This is a genomic window from Pedobacter fastidiosus (assembly GCF_014306625.1).
Classification (GTDB): domain Bacteria; phylum Bacteroidota; class Bacteroidia; order Sphingobacteriales; family Sphingobacteriaceae; genus Pedobacter; species Pedobacter fastidiosus.
Map to the genome: position 1 here is coordinate 103,415 of NZ_JACRYL010000008.1, position 18,087 is coordinate 121,501.

Sequence of the window (18,087 nt, forward strand, 5' to 3'; positions counted from 1 at the left end):
TGGCGCTGATACTACATTAACTGATTCTTCAGCTATCGTTACTGATACTAATAAAGTTGATACAATCGTTAAAGATTCTACAGTAAAAGATACAACTGTAAAAGTAACTACAGAAAAAACTGAAGTTAAACACTAGTTTAAACTTTATTTTATAAGAGAAGGCTTTGGATTATGTCCAAAGCCTTTTTTTATTTTAAAATTTCAGGTTAAGTTTTTCAATTGGAGGCAAGAATATTAATCTAGCCCTAAAACATTCATCAATTATGAAAAACGCAATCTAATCCTGCTTTTGGCTAGATTTATTTTTAACCTTTTTTGCTTGTGGAAAATCGACTAAAAAAGTTGATGGCGCAGATACTACTCTAATTGAATCAACAATAATTCTATTTATACAACTGCGATTTACAAACCATTAAAAAATCTACAATAAATTCGCTATATTAAAGCTATAATCACTACTTAAAGAGAAAAAGACTAATTTATTTTATTCTTAACAATGAAAATGATTCTAATTTTCATTACAATCTTTTTTATTTAAAAAATATGGGTTACCTTTTCATTTTTTAAGTATAAATAGATAATTAATTAATTTCAAAACCACAACAAAACGAAAAAAAATGAAAAATGCATTCAAATTAGGCTTTTTAGCTTTAGCTTTATCTTTATCAGTAGCAGCTTGTAAATCAGAGAAAAAAGATGGCGCAGCAGATTCTACTACTGTTGATTCTACAGTTGTTGATACTACTGTTAAAGACACTACAGTTAAAGATTCTATGGTTAAAGACACAATGATGAAAGACACAACAAAAAAAATGTAGTCTAAATTTTACTAATACGAAAAGGCTCTGAGTTTTATTCAGAGCCTTTTTTGTTACAACAGGAATTCTTTACATCCCAAATCCCCGAAAATCCATCAATTGTAGTAAATTTGCGAAAAAATATATTTCGCCTAATGAATTTAACCTCACTACAAGCTATTTCCCCCGTTGATGGTCGTTACAGAAAGACTACCGAAAGTTTAGCTGCCTATTTCTCTGAAGAAGCATTAATTAAATATCGTGTTTTTGTTGAAATCGAATATTTCATTGCACTTTGTGAAATTAATTTACCTGGATTAGAAAAGTTTGATAGAAGTGTTTATGCTGAATTACGTAAAATACACCAAAATTTTTCAGAAACGGATGCGCTGGAAATCAAAGAAACGGAGAAAGTAACCAATCATGATGTTAAAGCGGTTGAATATTTTATCAAAAACAAATTCGATGCTTTAAATCTTCAAGACTATAAAGAGTTTATTCATTTTGGCCTAACCTCTCAAGATATAAACAACACGGCGATTCCTTATACGATTAAATTGGCGCTAAGCGAAAGCTACTACCCTGCTATCGCGATATTAATAGAAAAGATAAATGCTTTGGCTGTAGAATGGAAAGACATTCCGATGCTTGCCTTTACCCATGGACAGCCGGCTTCTCCTACCAAATTGGGCAAAGAATTTTTAGTTTTTGCTGAGCGATTGAGCATTCAGCTGGCAAATTTAAAGTCCATTCCAAATAGCGCAAAATTTGGTGGTGCAACAGGAAACTTCAATGCACACCACATTGCTTACCCACAAATAAACTGGGTCGATTTTTCAAACGACTTTGTAAATAATACATTGGGTTTAAGCAGGGCGCAACACACTACACAAATTGAGCATTATGATCAGTTCGCTGCTCAATGTGATGCATTGAAAAGAATTAACAACATCATAATCGATTTAGATAGAGATATTTGGACTTACATTTCCAAAAATTATTTTAAACAAAAAATCAAGGCAGGAGAAATTGGCTCATCGGCTATGCCACATAAGGTTAATCCTATCGATTTTGAAAATGCAGAAGGAAATGCGGGAATTGCAAATGCCCTGTTCGAATTTTTTGCCGCAAAATTGCCTATTTCTCGCTTACAGAGAGATTTAACGGATTCTACAGTATTGAGAAATGTAGGCGTTCCATTGGCGCACACCTTAATTGCTATAAATTCTACTTTACGCGGATTAAACAAAATTATTTTAAATGAGCAAGCTTTGCATGCAGATCTGGATGATAACTGGGCTGTTGTGGCCGAAGCTATTCAGACCGTTTTAAGAAGAGAAAATTTCCCTAACCCGTATGAAGCTTTAAAGGAATTGACCAGAACAAATTCAAAAATCAACGCAGCTAGCATTGCAGAATTTATTGAAGGTTTAGCCGTTTCAGAAGAAATAAAAGTTCAGTTGAGAACAATTACTCCTTTTAACTATACAGGAGTTTTCTAGTAAATTAAATTGACGCTAAACAGACAGCGTAGAAAAGCTTTATTGATGAGTAATTGTTAATTTTGTTTATTCAAATTGATTAAAGACATGACGATTAACGTATATACAGAACAGACTCCTAACCCAGCAACCATGAAATTTATGGTTAACAAGCTGTTAATTAATGGAAGTGAAGATTTTGCTACTAAAGATAGTGCGGAACAATCGCCATTTGCAAAGGAGTTATTCAAGTTTAACTTTGTTGCTGGTGTGTTTTTTGCCAGTAATTTTGTAACAGTTACCAAAACTGAAGATGCAGAATGGGCTGATATTGAGGCCATTTTAAAGGAGTTTGTTAAAGGTGCCGTAGAATCAGAATTGAAGATTAAAGAGGCAACTTCAGAAGAAGCGCCTAGTTTTGAAGGTACTGAAACTGAAATCAAAATTCAGCAAATTCTACACGATTACGTTCGCCCGGCTGTAGAGCAAGATGGTGGCGCAATTAGCTATAAATCTTTTGATGAAGGTGTTGTAACTGTAGAATTACGTGGATCTTGCAGTGGTTGTCCTTCTTCTACCATGACTTTAAAATCTGGGATCCAGAATTTATTGCAAAGAATGGTTCCAGAAGTTACGGATGTAGTTTCGGAAGCACTATAAAAAGCGCATTTTTCAAATTAAATAAAAGAAGGGCTTACTAAATTTTAGTAAGCCCTTTTTATGCTTTTAAATTAATCGTTACTAGTTAAAATGTCTCTTCATTGCTTCCAACATCTCCTCTGTCAATTTTCCATTGGTTGCTAGAATCTCTCTTTTATTGAAGAAATCACATCCTCCTGAAAAATCAAAAACTTCTCCCCCGGCCTGTTGAACAATAAAGCACCCAGCTGCGAAATCCCATTGTTGTAAATTGTATTCAAAAAAAGCATCAAAACGGCCACAGGCTGTATAAACAAGATCGATTGCTGCTGCACCAATTCGCCTAACACCATGGCTTTTCTGCATCATTTCCTCCAAAAGCTTTAAGTATTGAGGCTGCTTATCAAATTGATAATAGGGAAATCCAGTGGCCAGTAAGCTCGATTTTAAATCTGGATTTACTGAAACCTGAATTTCTTTTTTATTCATAAAAGCACTTCCACCTTTAAAAGAATAAAACATTTCTCCTCTATTTAACTCATAAACTACACCAATTACAGCTAAACCATCTTCGTAAAGTGCAACGCTAATTCCATAAGCAGGAATGCCGTGAATAAAATTAGTGGTTCCATCTAAAGGATCAATAATCCATTTATAAATTTTTCCTTCTCTGCTGATTGTTTTTTCTTCGGTAATAAATCCAGCATCTGGAATCAGTTTCTCAAGGTTTTGAACCAGTTTCTGTTCTGCTGTTTTATCAACATAAGAAACCATATCATTTAAACCTTTGTATTCTATTTTATTGGCATCGAATTGCATCGCTTCTTTACGGATAAAATTTCCGGTGAGCTTTACAATGGAGATTACCTTATTGCACAGTAATTCGTAATTCATAATTGTTTAACAAAAACCAAGATTGGTTGTTGGATTTTTAATGAATTTAATAAATGGTTTTAAGCGAGTTTATTCTTGTTTCGCAAGGCGTAAGCAGATAAAATAATTCCACCCACCACTAAGAATGTCGAAATCATTTCTGCTTGAGTAAAAGATAAGCCGAAAACATGATATTTTGAGTTTACTCGAATCAATTCGATGCAGAAACGCTCAATCCCATTTAAGATCATGTAAATACCGAACATGAGTCCTGGTGCTTTAATTTTGTCTCTAATTTGCCAAAGAAATGCAAAAAGAATTAAGCAGATGATGACTTCATATATTGGAGTTGGGTAAACGCCTTGTGCAAGCTCTGCACAAAATTTACCGTTACAACCCGGAATTGGAATCCCTTCTCCTACTACATTGTTTGGATATTTGTAGGACCATAACCAATCTGGAAGCCAAGAAAAAGGCTTTGGATTGTTATTTACAATTCCCCAATCGCCATCGCCAGCCAAATGGCAACCAATACGGCCAACGGCATAAGCAAGCATCATTCCTGGTCCGCCAACATCAAGCATGTGCAATGGCTTAATTCCATTTCTTTTTGCAATGATCAGAACCGCTGCACCACCACAAATTAAACCTCCGTAAAAGGTTAATCCACTAAAAGATAAAAGTCTTTCGATTGGATGTTGAACGAAATCGTCCCAATATTCTAAATTATCAAAAAACTTTGCACCAAGAAATCCCCACACCGCAGCCCAAACAATTAGGTTGCTCATTAATTGGTACGGATGAACAGTTACCTCAACATTTTTTGTTTTAGCAAGCTTATTTTTATCTTTCTCCTTGTAATCCCAATAGGCAAACAAGCCAGCAAAAAACAATCCACCTATAATGTTTCCTTTAGTCGACATTAGAATAGACTGCGCATCATTTACAAAAAGGCTATAATTAACCAATGCATAAACCAATTTGTAGCCGATAATGAAACCGAACAAACCGTTTAAAAGAAGTTCTGAAGTTGTTGCAGGTTGCCCAACAACCATTGTTTTTTTAAATGGATGAAGAATGCCCAACGCTTCTTTACGCTTAAGTTCTTGAGAAAAAGCCCAATAACCTGCTATAAATGCTAGCGCTACAAAAACCCCGAAAGTATTAAATGGTAAGGGAAGATTAATCCCGAATAAGTATTGTAAAAAGTGCGAAACGGTAGGAAACATACAAAAAGTTTGATGCGAAGATAGTAAAGAAAGCTGAAAGACTAAAGGTGAAAGCTAAAAGACTAAAGGTGAAAGACCAAAGCTTAAAGACTAAAGGAAAAAGCGAAAAGGATAAAGGTGAAAGACTAAAGCAGAAAGACAAAAGGTGGAAGAGGCTAGACACAGCTAATCTCGATACCTGATACTCTCTATATAATACTAAAAAACAATTTAATGATGTGCGTAAGCAGTTTCTAATTCGGCAACTTCAACTTCTCCATCGGCAGTAATTTCTAAAAGCTTAACACCTTTAAGTTCATTAACCATAATGGGATCGTATTTTGCTCGAACTTTTACATAATTTTTAGTGAAACCATGCATATAACCAGACTTCTGATCGGCTTCGAAAAGCACTTCTGCGGAGCTACCAATTTGAGATTGGTAGAAGGCTCTGCGTTTTTTATCAGAAAGAATATGAAGCATTTTACTTCTTTCGTTCCGCTCACTTCCGGCAACTACCCCTTTCATTTCCACAGCAGCAGTCTGCTCACGTTCAGAATAGGTAAATACGTGTAAATAAGAGATATCGAGTTGATTTAAAAACTGATAGGTATCTAAGAAATCTTCTTTTGTTTCGCCTGGAAAACCTACAATAACATCTACACCAATACAGCAATTGGGCATCACTTCTTTAATTTTAGCCACTCGCTCAACATACAAGTCTCTACGATAACGGCGTTTCATTAAGCCTAAAATTTTATCAGATCCAGATTGTAAGGGAATATGAAAGTGCGGAACAAATCTTTTTGAGGTTGAAACAAATTCAATAATTTCATTACTTAATAAATTGGGTTCAATAGAAGAAATACGGATTCTTTCTATGCCTTCAACTTCATCTAAAGCTTTAACTAAATCGAAAAATTTATCTTCTCTTGATCCGTTTCTGATTCCAAAATCACCTAGATTTACACCTGTTAACACGATTTCTTTAACACCACCTTCAGCAATTATTTTGGCACGATTTACCACGTTCTCAATTGTATCACTCCTACTTGCCCCACGAGCCAATGGAATTGTACAATACGTACATGGGTAATCGCAACCATCCTGAACTTTTAAGAAAGTACGCGTTCTATCGCCAATTGAGTAAGAAGCAATAAAATTGTGGTTTACCTTTTCTATATTTTGTTGGTGAACAATTGCCTTTTGGTTTTTAGTTAGATCAGAAATATATTCAACAATTCTGAATTTTTCCGCAGCGCCTAAAACCATATCAACGCCTTCTATCTCGGCAATTTCTTGAGGTTTCAACTGGGCGTAACATCCAACAATGGTTACATAAGCATTAGGCGAATACTTTAATGCCTCTTTAACAACCTTACGGCATTTTTTATCAGCATGATCGGTAACCGAACAAGTATTAATTACATATACGTCTGCCTGATCCTGAAATTCTACAACAGCATAACCCGCATCGGTAAATAAACGCCCGATGGTAGAGGTTTCAGAAAAATTTAACTTGCAACCTAATGTATAAAATGCGACCTTTTTCATTGAGTCTGCAAAGATAGGAAAATAGATTTGAGATAAGAGATAGGAGATTTGAGATAAGAGGTAAATTACAGTGAATTAACATTTCATCTCTGGCTATCGACTGTGTTTTAAAGTTATTGAGGCCCAGCGATATTGAAACTAGAAATTGCCAATTGAAACTATTTCTCTTGCCAACGATAGCTTTCCTGTTCAAAACCAGCCAAATCTAAAACCCTACTCACAACAGTTCCAGCAACTTCTTCGATGGTTTTTGGCAAACTATAATAAGATGGATTAGCCGGGCAAATTATTCCGCCAGCTTCTGTAACCGTTTTCATATTATTGATGTGGATTAAACTAAAAGGTGTATCTCTAACAACTGCAATCAGTTTTCTCCGTTCTTTCAACACAACATCGGCTGCACGAGAAATCAAATCATTAGATATGCCGTGTGCAATTCTCCCTAAGGTTCCCATAGAACAAGGAATAATAATCATCGTATCGTATTTCGCAGAGCCAGAAGCAAATGGCGCATTAAAATCATTTTTGTTGTAGAAGGTAAAGTCGTAATCATTGTAAGCCTGATTGCCTAATTCAAACCGCCAAACTTCTTTAGCATTATCGCTCATTACTACACCAACTGCTTCTATTTGATCTTTTAACTTTTGTAATTGATCAAACAAAACTTTAGCATAAACAGATCCACTAGCACCGGTAACCGCAACAATTACTTTCTTTTTTATCATAACAAACAAAAGTAAGTTTTATTGAATAGAAATTAACAAAAAAGGGCCAGAACAAAGTTCTGACCCTACATCTACCTATGAAAAACATACCCTCGAAAGGGTAAGAACAAATATATATATTTTTTTAAAAAAAGTTGATTGTTAACTGTTAAATCGTGTATTTAACACACTATTTCCGTTGACAAAAGTCAATCTATTGATTTTCAGTGAATTAATTTTATAAAAAACAATAAAATATTAACTTTTACTTAACATTAAAAAGTCCATATTAGAAAGTTTCGTGTATTGAAAGCGTAAATCAGGCCACAAAACATTCTCATTAGCTCTACAATTTTCTATTTTTTTGTTCTTAAAAGTTTAGGAAATTTAATTTCCATATGAATAAAATCAAGATCTAGCTCCATTTAACGATCCAAATACAAAAAGAGAAGAATAAGATTTTCTTGAGATTTTATCTAGAAAAATCGACAACATAAAACTTTACTATTCTTTTGTTGGGTATGAAATTAGGCATGTAAATCACAATTACCATCCAAGTTGCCAAAACTTATTATCTATTGGAATATTTGCAAAATATGAATAAGATTTATATAAATAATTATTCGTAAATTGGGATAAATTATACGTGTCTACATCCCTAATTAAGACAGTTATTTTGATAACCAAGCGACTCTTCTAATCAATGGATTTATTATCAAATGTTTTCTTAAAAACTTTGCTTGATCAATCAGCAAATCCAACATTTATTATAAATGTAGCACACAAATCTCAATTGATTGATAAGAACAAGGCTTATAATAATTTGCTAGAGCGAATATCATTACTCACTAAAGCCAACAAAATTCTTAAACCTGCTGATTTTTTTAACGCTGAAGGCAAAATAATATTCAGTGAAGGGATTTCTAAATGCATTGAGTTAAAAGAAAAAATAACTTTAAAAGTTCAACCAAGTTATTCGGAAACAAGAGAAAATATTTTGCAGGTAGAATTATTACCTATAATTGATGATCAAGCATTTTCATCTTACATTATTATTATCATTTATGAAAACATTCAGCAGGATGCAGAAAAGGCTGATCTTTTAAGTCGCGAGCAAAATTTAAACGAAGAATTGGCGACCATGCTAGAGGAAATGGAAGCGACCAATGAAGAATTAAATCAGGCCCAACAAGCGCTCGTTTTAATTAATCAAGACTTAGAGGAACGGGTAAAGGACCGAACCAAAGAACTGCAGATCAGCGAAGCCAGATTAAAATATATGATTACTGAAGCTCCGGTAGGAATTGCTGTTTTAAAGGGCAAACAACATATTTTGGAGTTGGCAAACCTTAAGATGTTGGAGCTTATTGATAAAACGGACAGCATTGTTGGTTTCCCATTTATTACCTCGATACCTGAATTGGCAGATCAGGTATATCCAAAAATACTGGATGAGGTATTTGAAACTGGAAAGCCCATTTATGGTGAGGCATCTAAAGTATTGCTTAAACGAGATGGACAAATTAGAGAGGGCTATTACAGCTTTGTAAACTACCCACTAAAAGATTCTAATGGAGTAACTGAAAGTATTATGATTGTTGCTTCTGAAGTAACAGAGGAGGTATTAAGCAGGGCAAAAGTAGAGAAACTAAACGAATCTCTCTCCATTATAAACCAAAAATTGGAAATCACCAATGCCGATTTATTAGAGAGCAATAGAAGTTTGGCATTAACGCAAAACAATTTAGAGCGCATTTTAGAAGAGCTATATAAAAGTGAAAACAGATTTAGAGGTTTTTTTGAAAAGGCTCCGCTTGGAATGTGCGTACTTAAAGGCCGCGAATTAATTACCGAGTTCGCAAATGATAATATTTTAGCGCTTTGGGGCAAAAAAAGAAATGAAGTAATAGGTTTGCCACAAGAGGTTGCCAGACCAGAAGTAGCCAACCAAAGAGAAGTATTAAACAAAATAAAAAATATATTTAATACCGGAAAACCACTCTACATTGATGCATTAAAAGTATCTACATTGGTAAAAGAGGGGTATTTTAATGCTACTTATCAGCCCTTAAACAATGATCAAGATGAAGTAACCAGTATTTTGGTTATTATAAGTGATGTTACCGATCAAGCCAATTATAGAAAGGAACTCGAAAAAGCGAAAGATATCTTAAAGCTTGCCATGGATGCATCGAGTATGGGCTCGTGGAATATTGATTTAATTTCTAAAAAACTCATTCTATCAGAGCGGGCACAAAGAATTTATGGTCTAGAAACCAATCGGTTAGATTTAGATTTAGCAAAAGCATTGGTTGCAGATGAACATTTGGAGTACCTAACGGGAAGCCTAAAAAAAGCACTCCACAACCGAACTGCATTTAATATTGAATATAAGATTAATCCAACTGGAGGCAATCAGGCAAAATGGTTACGATCCACCGGAAAAACATATTATGACAGTCAAGATAAGGCGCTATACATAGCAGGCGCCGTTTTGGACATTACCGAACAGAAAGAAGAGGAATTACGTAAAAACGATTTCATCGGAATGATAAGTCACGAACTTAGAACACCACTTACTTCACTCAGTGCGTACATTCAGCTATTGCAGTATAAGCTTAAAGAAGACGATAATATTTTTACGAAGGAAACCCTAACTAAAGTGAGCATTCAGCTCAAAAGAATGTCGGGAATGGTTGATGGTTTTCTTAACGTTTCTGTTCTAGAATCTGGCAATATTAAGCTTCAAAAAAGCAATTTCGATTTAATTGAATTAATAAAATCTATAGCTGAAGAAAATCGGGTTTTGATGCCCGGACATTTTATACAAGTTATTGGAGAGCAAAACATTAATATTTGTGCCGATCAGCAGAAAATCGGTAACGTAATAAATAATTTAATCAGTAATGCGGCAAAGTATTCCAGAAAGGATTCGCTAATTGCGCTTAAATGCGAAATTATTGGGGATTTTGTACAAGTGAGCATTGAAGATGAAGGCATTGGGATTCATAAAGAAGATCAGTCTAAATTGTTTAATCGCTTTTTCAGAGTTGATAGCCCAAATACTAAAACAATAGCCGGTTTTGGTGTGGGCTTATATATTTGTGAAGAGATTATTAAAAAACATCAGGGAAAAATTTGGATGGAAAGCGAAATGGGTAAGGGATCTACATTTTATTTCATTATTCCGTTGATAGGTGCATCTACCTCAAAGCAATAGAAAAATCCGTAAACAAAAAAATGCAGAATGTGCATCCTGCATTTTATCGTAACTAAACTAGTTGGGCATAAAGCCCATTGTAGTTTTTACACACCAGTACAAAATGGTGTATATTTCTCGTTTATTCAATCCTGAATAAACGATTCATTTCCGTGTTGAGCGTTAAATTAATAACATTCAAATTTAATTAATTGCTAATGCTACCAAAATTAAGTAGACCAATTGATTATATAAATAGATTAATCTGCATTATTTAGTGGAAAACGACTATGGGAGCTCAATAGCAACTGCTCTTAACCCTTCTTGCCCAAGCTCTATCTGAAATTTAACTTCAGCATTAATTCCTACTTGAGCCAACTGCTCATTAAGCTCAAAAGAAATATCCTGACCATTTTCATCAATGATAACTCCTCGGCCACTACTCAAATCTAAATCGGCAATCTGGCCTTTTCTGATTGTGCTCATGTGTTTACTAAATTAATTATTGAGCAATAATAAAGAATTTAGTATAATTAATTTGTATTATTAAGATTACGTATTATTGCTTTTATGTTAAAATTTAACATTTTCTATTTCAGAAGATCACGCTCAAACATTTTTTGTGTTCAAGAATACGTTTTCATTTTAGAACTTTCATTTTCGATGTTTTTTTAATACTTTCGTCGCCCCAATATTTGAGACATACTTAGCCCCTTTTTTACGATGAAAAACTTTCTATATGGAATTGACTTTGGCACAACCAACTCTGCCTTAGCGATATATGATGAAGACAAAAAAGAAATCGTATCAACCATTATTATCCCATCTTTAATTTACTTTCCAGAAGATGTAGAAGTTTCAAACCAAAAAAAGTATGTTATTGGCGAGTCTGCAATTTCATCGTACTTAAAAGATGGCATGAAGGGTCGTTTTATAAAATCCATTAAACAGATTTTATCTCGAAGTAGTTTTACTGAAACCCGCATCCAAAACAAAAGATATAATGCATCCGATTTAGTTTCGCTTATATTGATCGAACTTAAAGAAAGAGCGGATCAAATTATTGGTCAGGATTGTAAAAAAGCGGTAATTGGCAGACCTGTTTTTTTTGATGATGATGATACACAAAAAGATACCCTTGCACAAACAAGGTTAAACAAAGCGGCTATAATGGCAGGTTTTACCGAAGTTCGATTTCAGTTTGAGCCGATCGGCGCAGCCTTTGCATATGAGAAAACACTTACAAAGAAGGAAAATGTTCTTGTTGCCGATCTTGGTGGTGGCACAACAGATTTTACTTATTTGGTGCTAGACCCATCGCAAGTGGGAAGCAAAAATAGAAAAAACGATATGATGGCCACTGGTGGTATTTATATTGGTGGCGATAGTTTTGATTCTGCTTTTATGTGGGAACGAGGAACACCGCACTTTGGCAAAAATACACTTTACGAGGCCACGCCAGGAAAAGTGCTTAATGTTCCCAAATCATTATTTGCCAATATATGCTCTTGGGATAAGATGAATTTTTTTAATGGCCTCCGTATTAAAAAGGATATGGAAGATTATTACTACTATTCTAACAATGATAAGAATTTTAAAAATTTGATCACGCTAGTCGATAATAACTTAGGCTACTCCTTGTTTCAGGCTATTGAAAAAACAAAAATCAATCTATCAAGCAAAAACACCGCTTCTTTTCAATACTCGAATATGGAAATAGAGATTAACGAAAATGTAAGTTCAGAAGAATATCAAAACATTATTGATAAAGATATTAATAGGATTACCGCGTATCTTGAAGATTTCATGCTGAAGAATAAAATCAAGAGTGAAGATATAGACAGCCTTTTCTTAACTGGCGGAACATCGATGGTGGTTGCAGTCCAAAACATCTTTAAAACAAAATTTCCACACCTAACTTTAAATTCGGGAGATAATTTTAAAAGTGTGGCAAAAGGATTAGCGTATAGCGGTTACCTATTCGAAAATAATTAAGCAACCTAAGGCTATTGATTATTGGATAGGCTTAGGTTGCGAACAAATTGTTTTATAAACTTTTTACCTTTACCGAATCAAAAGTAGCTTGAGCATTATAGGTTCTTAAACCTATGCTGCCTGAGCCATATTCATTATCCGTAGCAGAGAGGATGGCTTTTTCCGATCCATCTAAAAATACATTAAACTGATTTCCTTTTGCTACAAGTTTTAACTTGTAATTGTTATTCATTTTAACAGGGTATTTGGCAGAACTGATTACAACCCATTTTTGATTACTTGCTTTGCCCATCTCAATGTTACCCGAAATTGGATTTATCCCCACATAATAACCTTTGTAAGCATCGGCACCAATGGCAGGATCACTCACTCTAAACATTAGGCCGGCATCGCCTGCGGTGTTTACATTAACATCTGCTTGATAGGTAAAATCGCTAAAATCTGTTCCGGTAGCAATTATTTTCGACCCATGAATGCCAAATCCTCCGGAACTTGCGTTAGAGGCCGAGTGAACTGCTCCATCCTTCCAATACCAGCCACCACCATAAAATACCCAATTTAGTGGCATTGCATTGGTAAAGTTTTCATCTAAATTTTTAACTGTTTTTATTGGTTTACCTATTGTTGGAAAACAACTTAATCTAATGCTTTCGGCTCCATAAGGAATAAGCGTAATTTCTTCTTCTTGCTCGTTAGATAAAACCGGACTAAAGGGAACATCAAATGCTGAAATGTTATTATATGCCATCCCCCATTCTGGGATCCGCTTTGCCTTCAATTTCAATTTTATTGGTGTTTTTATCCCATCAAATGGATTTTCTGGCATCACCGTTTTTTCAATTTTTATAGCTTTGGAGATTGCTCCATTGTTTAATACCAATCCGTAGTTCCATGGAGATGTTGGTTTAATTTCGTAATCTGCAAAGCCCTTAACCGAATGTTCCTTAATAATTTTACTGGCTGAAGAAATCTCTAACGCATAAACCATTGGTCCGCGTTCTATACTTACCGAGTTATTAACTTCCTGCTGACTTTTAATCTGCATTGGAAAATTTAATTCGAGTTGATCACCGTTATTCCACGTTCTCGCAATTTTGTAAATTTCTCCAGCCTTTACGTCTTTCAAAACGGTTCCGTTTAATTTAATTTCCGGCTTAATACTCCAGGATGGAATTCGTAAGGATAACGGAAAATCAGTTGCGCTAGTTAGCGTTAGGCCAAGTTTAATTTGTTCATCGAATGGGTAATTGGTATCCTCGGTAATCTTTATCTTTTTATGCTCTCCAACTAAAGCTTCAACTTCCATCGGTCCATAACTCACTATAGCTAAACCACCATCAGGAGTTGCCACCCAACTGTTTTTTACATAATAAGGCCACCCCATGTGCATATTGTAACGGCAACAACCATAACCAGAGTATGGACTAGAAACAATGCCCGATGCATAATCTTGATTAAAACCATGTTCGCCCCATACCCCTTGCACTTGATTGGGTAAGGTATAATAGGTGTGGTTTTTAAAATCGTGGCTAAATTGTGCAGGGAGCGCATTAAAAGCAACTTTTTCTAACTGATCTCCAATATTGGCATCAGAAAGAACTCTTGCTGCCGTTTCTAAACTTTGCATCCACTCTACAACGGTACAGGTTTCTACGCCTTGTGTAGAGCTTCGTCCGGCCAAAAATTCGGTACCAGAACCCAAACCTTCTGGCTGACCATGATCATGCATAATGTGCTCAATCCCTTTTGCCATTGCAGTGCGATAAATTGGCAAAGCATTAGCCTGAGCATAAACTAGAGGTAATTTAAGTGCTTGTGCTACATTTACCATATGTTTCGGCTGGAAATCGTCTCCATAAAAGAAAAACTGGTTTTCGCTATAAATATCCGTCCATGGGTAGGCTTGGTTTTTCAGCTTTTCTACTAGAGATAACAGAAACTGATCACCTGTTTTATTGTAAAGCCAGATGGCGATTTCCATATTGTCGCCAGCTCTTGATTTCCCCCATTCTTTTAACGGATCAGCATCAAGGTTGGCCAGCTCATATTTAAAGTATTTTGTTAAAAAAGGAATTACTCTTTTATCGCTTGTAGCCTCATAATAGCTTTGTAAAGCGTACATCATGGGCATCCGTGGCCACCAATCTTTCATTTTAGGTGGACCAAACAAACCATTTGCCTGTTGGTTATTTAAGGTCCAATCGATATATTTCTGAGCTTTATTTTTCAACCCTGCATCATCTAAAGTGTAAGCCAGTGCAATTAATCCTTTAACATAATAAGGTACGCGTTCCCAGCCAGAACCTTTTCCGCCCAGCCAATCCGAGTTTTTCCCTAAATTATCATCTTCCGGATAAAGATCTTCTGCCATACCAGTTGCTCCATCCTTTTGCATTTCTAATTGCTTAAGCAACCATCCTTTGGCCTTTATACTGCCTAAGGGCAATTGAACAGAAACATTTTGATCTAGCGGTTTTCTATTGAATACATAGTTTTCACTCTGTGCAAAAACTACGCTGGAGCAGATTATTCCGATGAATGACAAACTTAAAATTCGCTTAGTTAAACGATTGTTGTGGTTCTCCATAAAAAACATTTGGTTTCGATTTGTGTATCAGGCACTAAAATAATATTTATAATTCATATTAAATCGATTTACTTAACTCAAAAACGAACAATCTTAAATTATTCCATTATTAATGATTTATAGGCGTGTGACTGTTCGCAAAATTTTTGTTACAACAATCTCACTTATTTTGAACAAAGTGAATGATTTAATTGTTGTTTTGTTGCATAAATTCGCATATCCAAACACACACATCTTGAAATCCATAATAGAAAGAAACCATGTTAACATTCTTGGCGAGGGAACCAAGGTAATTATGTTTGCGCATGGTTTTGGTTGCGACCAAAGTTCTTGGAAATTTATAACAGATGCTTTCATTAAAGATTACAAATTGGTTTTGTTTGATTATGTGGGCTCTGGAAAATCAGATGTAAGCCAATACGATTTTCATAAATATTCTACATTGGAGGGTTATGCCTGTGATGTTGTAGATATTATTGAAGCGCTAAACTTAAAAGACATTATATTTATTGGTCACTCGGTGAGCAGTATGATTGGAATGATTGCAGCCTTGCAGATTCCTGAAGTTTTTGATAAACTTATTTTTATTGGTCCATCGCCAAGGTACTTAAATGATAGAGATTATTTTGGTGGTTTTGAAACAGAACAACTCGAATCATTGCTTAATTTTATGGCTAAAGATTTTCTCAGCTGGGCTGCGTTAATTGCACCTATGGCTATGGGTAATTTAGCCAGACCTGCCCTATCCGAATTTCTGCAAGAGTGTTTTGAAGCTATGGACCCAAAAATTGCATTAAGCTTTGCAAATGCCACTTTCCGTTCTGATTACAGGAGCAAACTTAAAAACTTAACAGTACCAAGCTTAACTGTACAAAGTGCTGAAGATCCCATGGCACCAATTTCTGCTGGCGAATACATTAATGATAATATGCCTCAAAACACGATGCACATATTAAACGCAACGGGGCATTATCCGCAAATAAGCGAGCCTAAAGAAACGATAGCTGCAATAATGGCTTATATTAACGGCGACAAAAATTTAGAGCAAGCCATGGAATCGGATATGGAGGCAAATGGCACTTAAAGAATTTAAAATCGACCCTAGGTGAAAAAATAATAGCCTGCAATGCTTTACCATTTAGCTTTGCAGGCTATAAATAAATTAAACGGCTATACTTTCTATCGCTTTATCAAGCGCTACCTCCTTAAATTCGGGCATATTTAAGCCTTCTGCTCTAATAACGGTAACATCTGTCATACCGATAAAACCTAAAACAGCTCTTAAATATGGCTCTATAAAATCATAAGGTTTCATTGGTCCTTCAGAATAAACACCTCCAGTAGTGATGGCTAGATATACTTTTTTACCTTTAATTAATCCTTCTGGGCCATTAGCAGAATAACTAAACGTTTTACCCGCTCTGGCAATATGATCTATCCAGGCTTTTAAGGTTGATGGAATACTAAAGTTATACATACCAACACCGATAACAATTGCATCGGCTTCTAAAAGCTCCGCAATAGCTTCATCAGAATGTTTAATGGCTTCTATCATTTCTGGACTGTGTTGTTCTACAGGCGTAAAAAATGAGTTTAAATGAGCTTCTTCTAAATGTGGAAAAGGCTTATTGGTAAGATCATGTATTTTTAGGCTAGCATTTGGGTTGGCTTCCTGCAGTTTCTCAACTACTGCATTACCAAGTTTAATACTGAAAGATGCGCCACCGCGTGGGCTCGAAATTAAATGTAATATGTTCATATAAATAATTTTATTTTGAGCTGTAAAATTATCTATAGCAAAGATCAAAAAGATACTACTATACCAAAGGATAGTGCTATCGTTTAGGATAGTAATATAAATTTAAATGGGTTTAAATTTTAGTTACGACTTTTTATTTAAGCAATAAGCAACTAAAAAGACTCTATCTTTTGATGGATTTGATTTAACTACGTCGATTTCAATTGTTTTATTTAACAAGGATGATACTAGGCTGGCGAAAGCTGGAAGATCATCAGGATTACATTCTGTAAAAAGAACAGGATAAAATTCCTTTTCTATAGTGGCCTTTTTGGAAGCTGTACATTCTGTAATTGCCCATTTATCGCTGGTAGAAAAACTATATTCGTGCCTAGCATCATTTAATTCGTACAGGAACTTTTTAGCCTGCGCATTCAATTCTTTACTTAGCATTTTAGGGTAATTATAAAAATGGGAAAGCCCCATTTTTAGGAGGGTATTTATAAACTTACGCATTTATAATGAATTACATTGAATTTAATAACCCCTCCCAGCTTATCTTTGGGTAAATAATTCATTCAGAAAATCCATTCCTACAAGTTTTGTCGTATGTAGATTCAAACCAAACCATAATGTTTACGCAAAAAGCTACTACACCACAAATAGAACTAATTCGTTATTTTAATTCGATCTACCCGGTAACACAAGGATTTATTGATGAGATTGTTACCAAAACTTTTTCTGTTAATGTTAAAAAGAACAAGTTTTTACTTTCTCCTTTAGAGCCCAACAATTATTTATTTTTTGTTAACAGTGGTATTGTAAGAGGATTCATAAAAGAAGAAGGAAAGGATATTAGTACTTGGTTTAGTTTTGGCAAAGAGATTATTGGTGCTTTTCGCGATCCAGGCAATACTATAAAACCATCAATTGAGTACCTACAGGCTTTGGAAGATTCCGAATTGCTTGCCATTCCTTACGATTTAATCGACCAATTGTACCTTCAATTTCCTGAAACCAATATTATTAGCAGAAAAATATTTGCTATGCAATATCATCAGGCTTCTGAAAGATCTATTTTAGCTAGAATTCCTTCTGCGCAGAAACGTTATGAACGATTTATAGAAATTAGTCCGCTTGGTGTAACCCAACTTCCTTTAAAATGTATAGCGAGTTACCTCGGTATGCGGATGGAAACCCTGAGTAGGATTAGAAATAAAATTGTTCGATCTAAAAAAGATGCGGCTTAATAATTTGGAAAGATTGATTTGAAAACATTTTTAGTTTAGTACTGTTTTTTGTTTAAACACTA

At 34.9% G+C, this 18,087-nt stretch carries 15 protein-coding genes; 7 read left to right on the forward strand and 8 right to left on the reverse strand.

The window, feature by feature from the left end; translation table 11 throughout:
• Positions 1-617: 617 nt before the first annotated feature.
• The 3 genes from H7U22_RS10525 to H7U22_RS10535 all read left to right on the forward strand — a co-directional run bounded on the left by H7U22_RS10525 (position 618) and on the right by H7U22_RS10535 (position 2,938).
• Positions 618-818, forward strand: coding sequence for a hypothetical protein (locus tag H7U22_RS10525; RefSeq protein ID WP_187071320.1), 201 nt, complete (start codon positions 618-620; stop codon positions 816-818).
• A gap of 134 nt (positions 819-952) precedes the next feature.
• A complete protein-coding gene (purB, locus tag H7U22_RS10530) occupies positions 953-2,299 on the forward strand; it encodes an adenylosuccinate lyase (protein ID WP_187071321.1) in 1,347 nt (448 codons plus the stop codon).
• A gap of 87 nt (positions 2,300-2,386) precedes the next feature.
• A complete protein-coding gene (locus tag H7U22_RS10535) occupies positions 2,387-2,938 on the forward strand; it encodes a NifU family protein (RefSeq protein ID WP_187071322.1) in 552 nt (183 codons plus the stop codon).
• 81 nt (positions 2,939-3,019) lie between these two features.
• Here H7U22_RS10535 and H7U22_RS10540 read toward each other — a convergent pair whose 3' ends face one another.
• The 4 genes from H7U22_RS10540 to H7U22_RS10555 all read right to left on the reverse strand — a co-directional run bounded on the left by H7U22_RS10540 (position 3,020) and on the right by H7U22_RS10555 (position 7,277).
• Positions 3,020-3,811 (reverse strand): inositol monophosphatase family protein, encoded by a 792-nt coding sequence (locus H7U22_RS10540; protein WP_187071323.1) that lies wholly within the window; start codon positions 3,809-3,811, stop codon positions 3,020-3,022.
• Positions 3,812-3,870: 59 nt separating this feature from the next.
• Positions 3,871-5,019 (reverse strand): prolipoprotein diacylglyceryl transferase, encoded by a 1,149-nt coding sequence (locus H7U22_RS10545; protein ID WP_187071324.1) that lies wholly within the window; start codon positions 5,017-5,019, stop codon positions 3,871-3,873.
• A 210-nt stretch (positions 5,020-5,229) separates the two neighbouring features.
• Entirely contained in the window at positions 5,230-6,552 is a 1,323-nt protein-coding gene (mtaB, locus tag H7U22_RS10550) for a tRNA (N(6)-L-threonylcarbamoyladenosine(37)-C(2))-methylthiotransferase MtaB (protein ID WP_187071325.1), read from the reverse strand.
• A 158-nt stretch (positions 6,553-6,710) separates the two neighbouring features.
• Positions 6,711-7,277 carry a UbiX family flavin prenyltransferase gene (locus tag H7U22_RS10555; RefSeq protein ID WP_187071326.1) on the reverse strand — a complete coding sequence of 189 codons (567 nt, stop codon included), beginning with the start codon at positions 7,275-7,277 and terminating at the stop codon, positions 6,711-6,713.
• 682 nt (positions 7,278-7,959) lie between these two features.
• Here H7U22_RS10555 and H7U22_RS10560 point away from each other — a divergent pair.
• On the forward strand, positions 7,960-10,476 hold the full coding sequence (locus H7U22_RS10560) for an ATP-binding protein (protein ID WP_187071327.1): 2,517 nt from the start codon (positions 7,960-7,962) through the stop codon (positions 10,474-10,476).
• Between the two features lie 267 nt (positions 10,477-10,743).
• Here the strand turns inward: H7U22_RS10560 and H7U22_RS10565 are convergent, their stop codons facing one another.
• Complete coding sequence (locus tag H7U22_RS10565; RefSeq protein WP_187071328.1) at positions 10,744-10,941, reverse strand: hypothetical protein; 198 nt, start codon at positions 10,939-10,941, stop codon at positions 10,744-10,746.
• Between the two features lie 237 nt (positions 10,942-11,178).
• Between H7U22_RS10565 and H7U22_RS10570 the strand changes: the two genes are divergently transcribed.
• Entirely contained in the window at positions 11,179-12,450 is a 1,272-nt protein-coding gene (locus H7U22_RS10570; protein WP_187071329.1) for an Hsp70 family protein, read from the forward strand.
• Between the two features lie 52 nt (positions 12,451-12,502).
• Here the strand turns inward: H7U22_RS10570 and H7U22_RS10575 are convergent, their stop codons facing one another.
• Complete coding sequence (locus H7U22_RS10575) at positions 12,503-15,037, reverse strand: beta-L-arabinofuranosidase domain-containing protein (RefSeq protein ID WP_187071330.1); 2,535 nt, start codon at positions 15,035-15,037, stop codon at positions 12,503-12,505.
• Positions 15,038-15,272: 235 nt separating this feature from the next.
• Here H7U22_RS10575 and H7U22_RS10580 point away from each other — a divergent pair, with 235 nt between their 5' ends.
• Positions 15,273-16,121 (forward strand): alpha/beta fold hydrolase, encoded by an 849-nt coding sequence (locus H7U22_RS10580; RefSeq protein ID WP_187071331.1) that lies wholly within the window; start codon positions 15,273-15,275, stop codon positions 16,119-16,121.
• Between the two features lie 78 nt (positions 16,122-16,199).
• Here H7U22_RS10580 and H7U22_RS10585 read toward each other — a convergent pair whose 3' ends face one another.
• Complete coding sequence (locus tag H7U22_RS10585; protein WP_187071332.1) at positions 16,200-16,796, reverse strand: FMN-dependent NADH-azoreductase; 597 nt, start codon at positions 16,794-16,796, stop codon at positions 16,200-16,202.
• 123 nt (positions 16,797-16,919) lie between these two features.
• Complete coding sequence (locus tag H7U22_RS10590) at positions 16,920-17,291, reverse strand: hypothetical protein (protein ID WP_187071333.1); 372 nt, start codon at positions 17,289-17,291, stop codon at positions 16,920-16,922.
• A 116-nt stretch (positions 17,292-17,407) separates the two neighbouring features.
• On the opposite strand from H7U22_RS10590, the gene H7U22_RS10595 reads away from it, so the two are divergent.
• Entirely contained in the window at positions 17,408-18,025 is a 618-nt protein-coding gene (locus H7U22_RS10595) for a Crp/Fnr family transcriptional regulator (protein ID WP_187071334.1), read from the forward strand.
• The last annotated feature ends 62 nt before the right edge of the window (positions 18,026-18,087 follow it).

Bases quoted from the DNA above. Each gene is read 5' to 3' on its own strand.
- H7U22_RS10525 (WP_187071320.1), top strand. From the start codon at position 618: ATGAAAAATGCATTCAAATTAGGCTTTTTAGCTTTAGCTTTATCTTTA.
- purB (WP_187071321.1), top strand. From the start codon at position 953: ATGAATTTAACCTCACTACAAGCTATTTCCCCCGTTGATGGTCGTTAC.
- H7U22_RS10535 (WP_187071322.1), top strand. From the start codon at position 2,387: ATGACGATTAACGTATATACAGAACAGACTCCTAACCCAGCAACCATG.
- H7U22_RS10540 (WP_187071323.1), bottom strand. From the start codon at position 3,811: ATGAATTACGAATTACTGTGCAATAAGGTAATCTCCATTGTAAAGCTC.
- H7U22_RS10545 (WP_187071324.1), bottom strand. From the start codon at position 5,019: ATGTTTCCTACCGTTTCGCACTTTTTACAATACTTATTCGGGATTAAT.
- mtaB (WP_187071325.1), bottom strand. From the start codon at position 6,552: ATGAAAAAGGTCGCATTTTATACATTAGGTTGCAAGTTAAATTTTTCT.
- H7U22_RS10555 (WP_187071326.1), bottom strand. From the start codon at position 7,277: ATGATAAAAAAGAAAGTAATTGTTGCGGTTACCGGTGCTAGTGGATCT.
- H7U22_RS10560 (WP_187071327.1), top strand. From the start codon at position 7,960: ATGGATTTATTATCAAATGTTTTCTTAAAAACTTTGCTTGATCAATCA.
- H7U22_RS10565 (WP_187071328.1), bottom strand. From the start codon at position 10,941: ATGAGCACAATCAGAAAAGGCCAGATTGCCGATTTAGATTTGAGTAGT.
- H7U22_RS10570 (WP_187071329.1), top strand. From the start codon at position 11,179: ATGAAAAACTTTCTATATGGAATTGACTTTGGCACAACCAACTCTGCC.
- H7U22_RS10575 (WP_187071330.1), bottom strand. From the start codon at position 15,037: ATGGAGAACCACAACAATCGTTTAACTAAGCGAATTTTAAGTTTGTCA.
- H7U22_RS10585 (WP_187071332.1), bottom strand. From the start codon at position 16,796: ATGAACATATTACATTTAATTTCGAGCCCACGCGGTGGCGCATCTTTC.
- H7U22_RS10590 (WP_187071333.1), bottom strand. From the start codon at position 17,291: ATGCGTAAGTTTATAAATACCCTCCTAAAAATGGGGCTTTCCCATTTT.
- H7U22_RS10595 (WP_187071334.1), top strand. From the start codon at position 17,408: ATGTTTACGCAAAAAGCTACTACACCACAAATAGAACTAATTCGTTAT.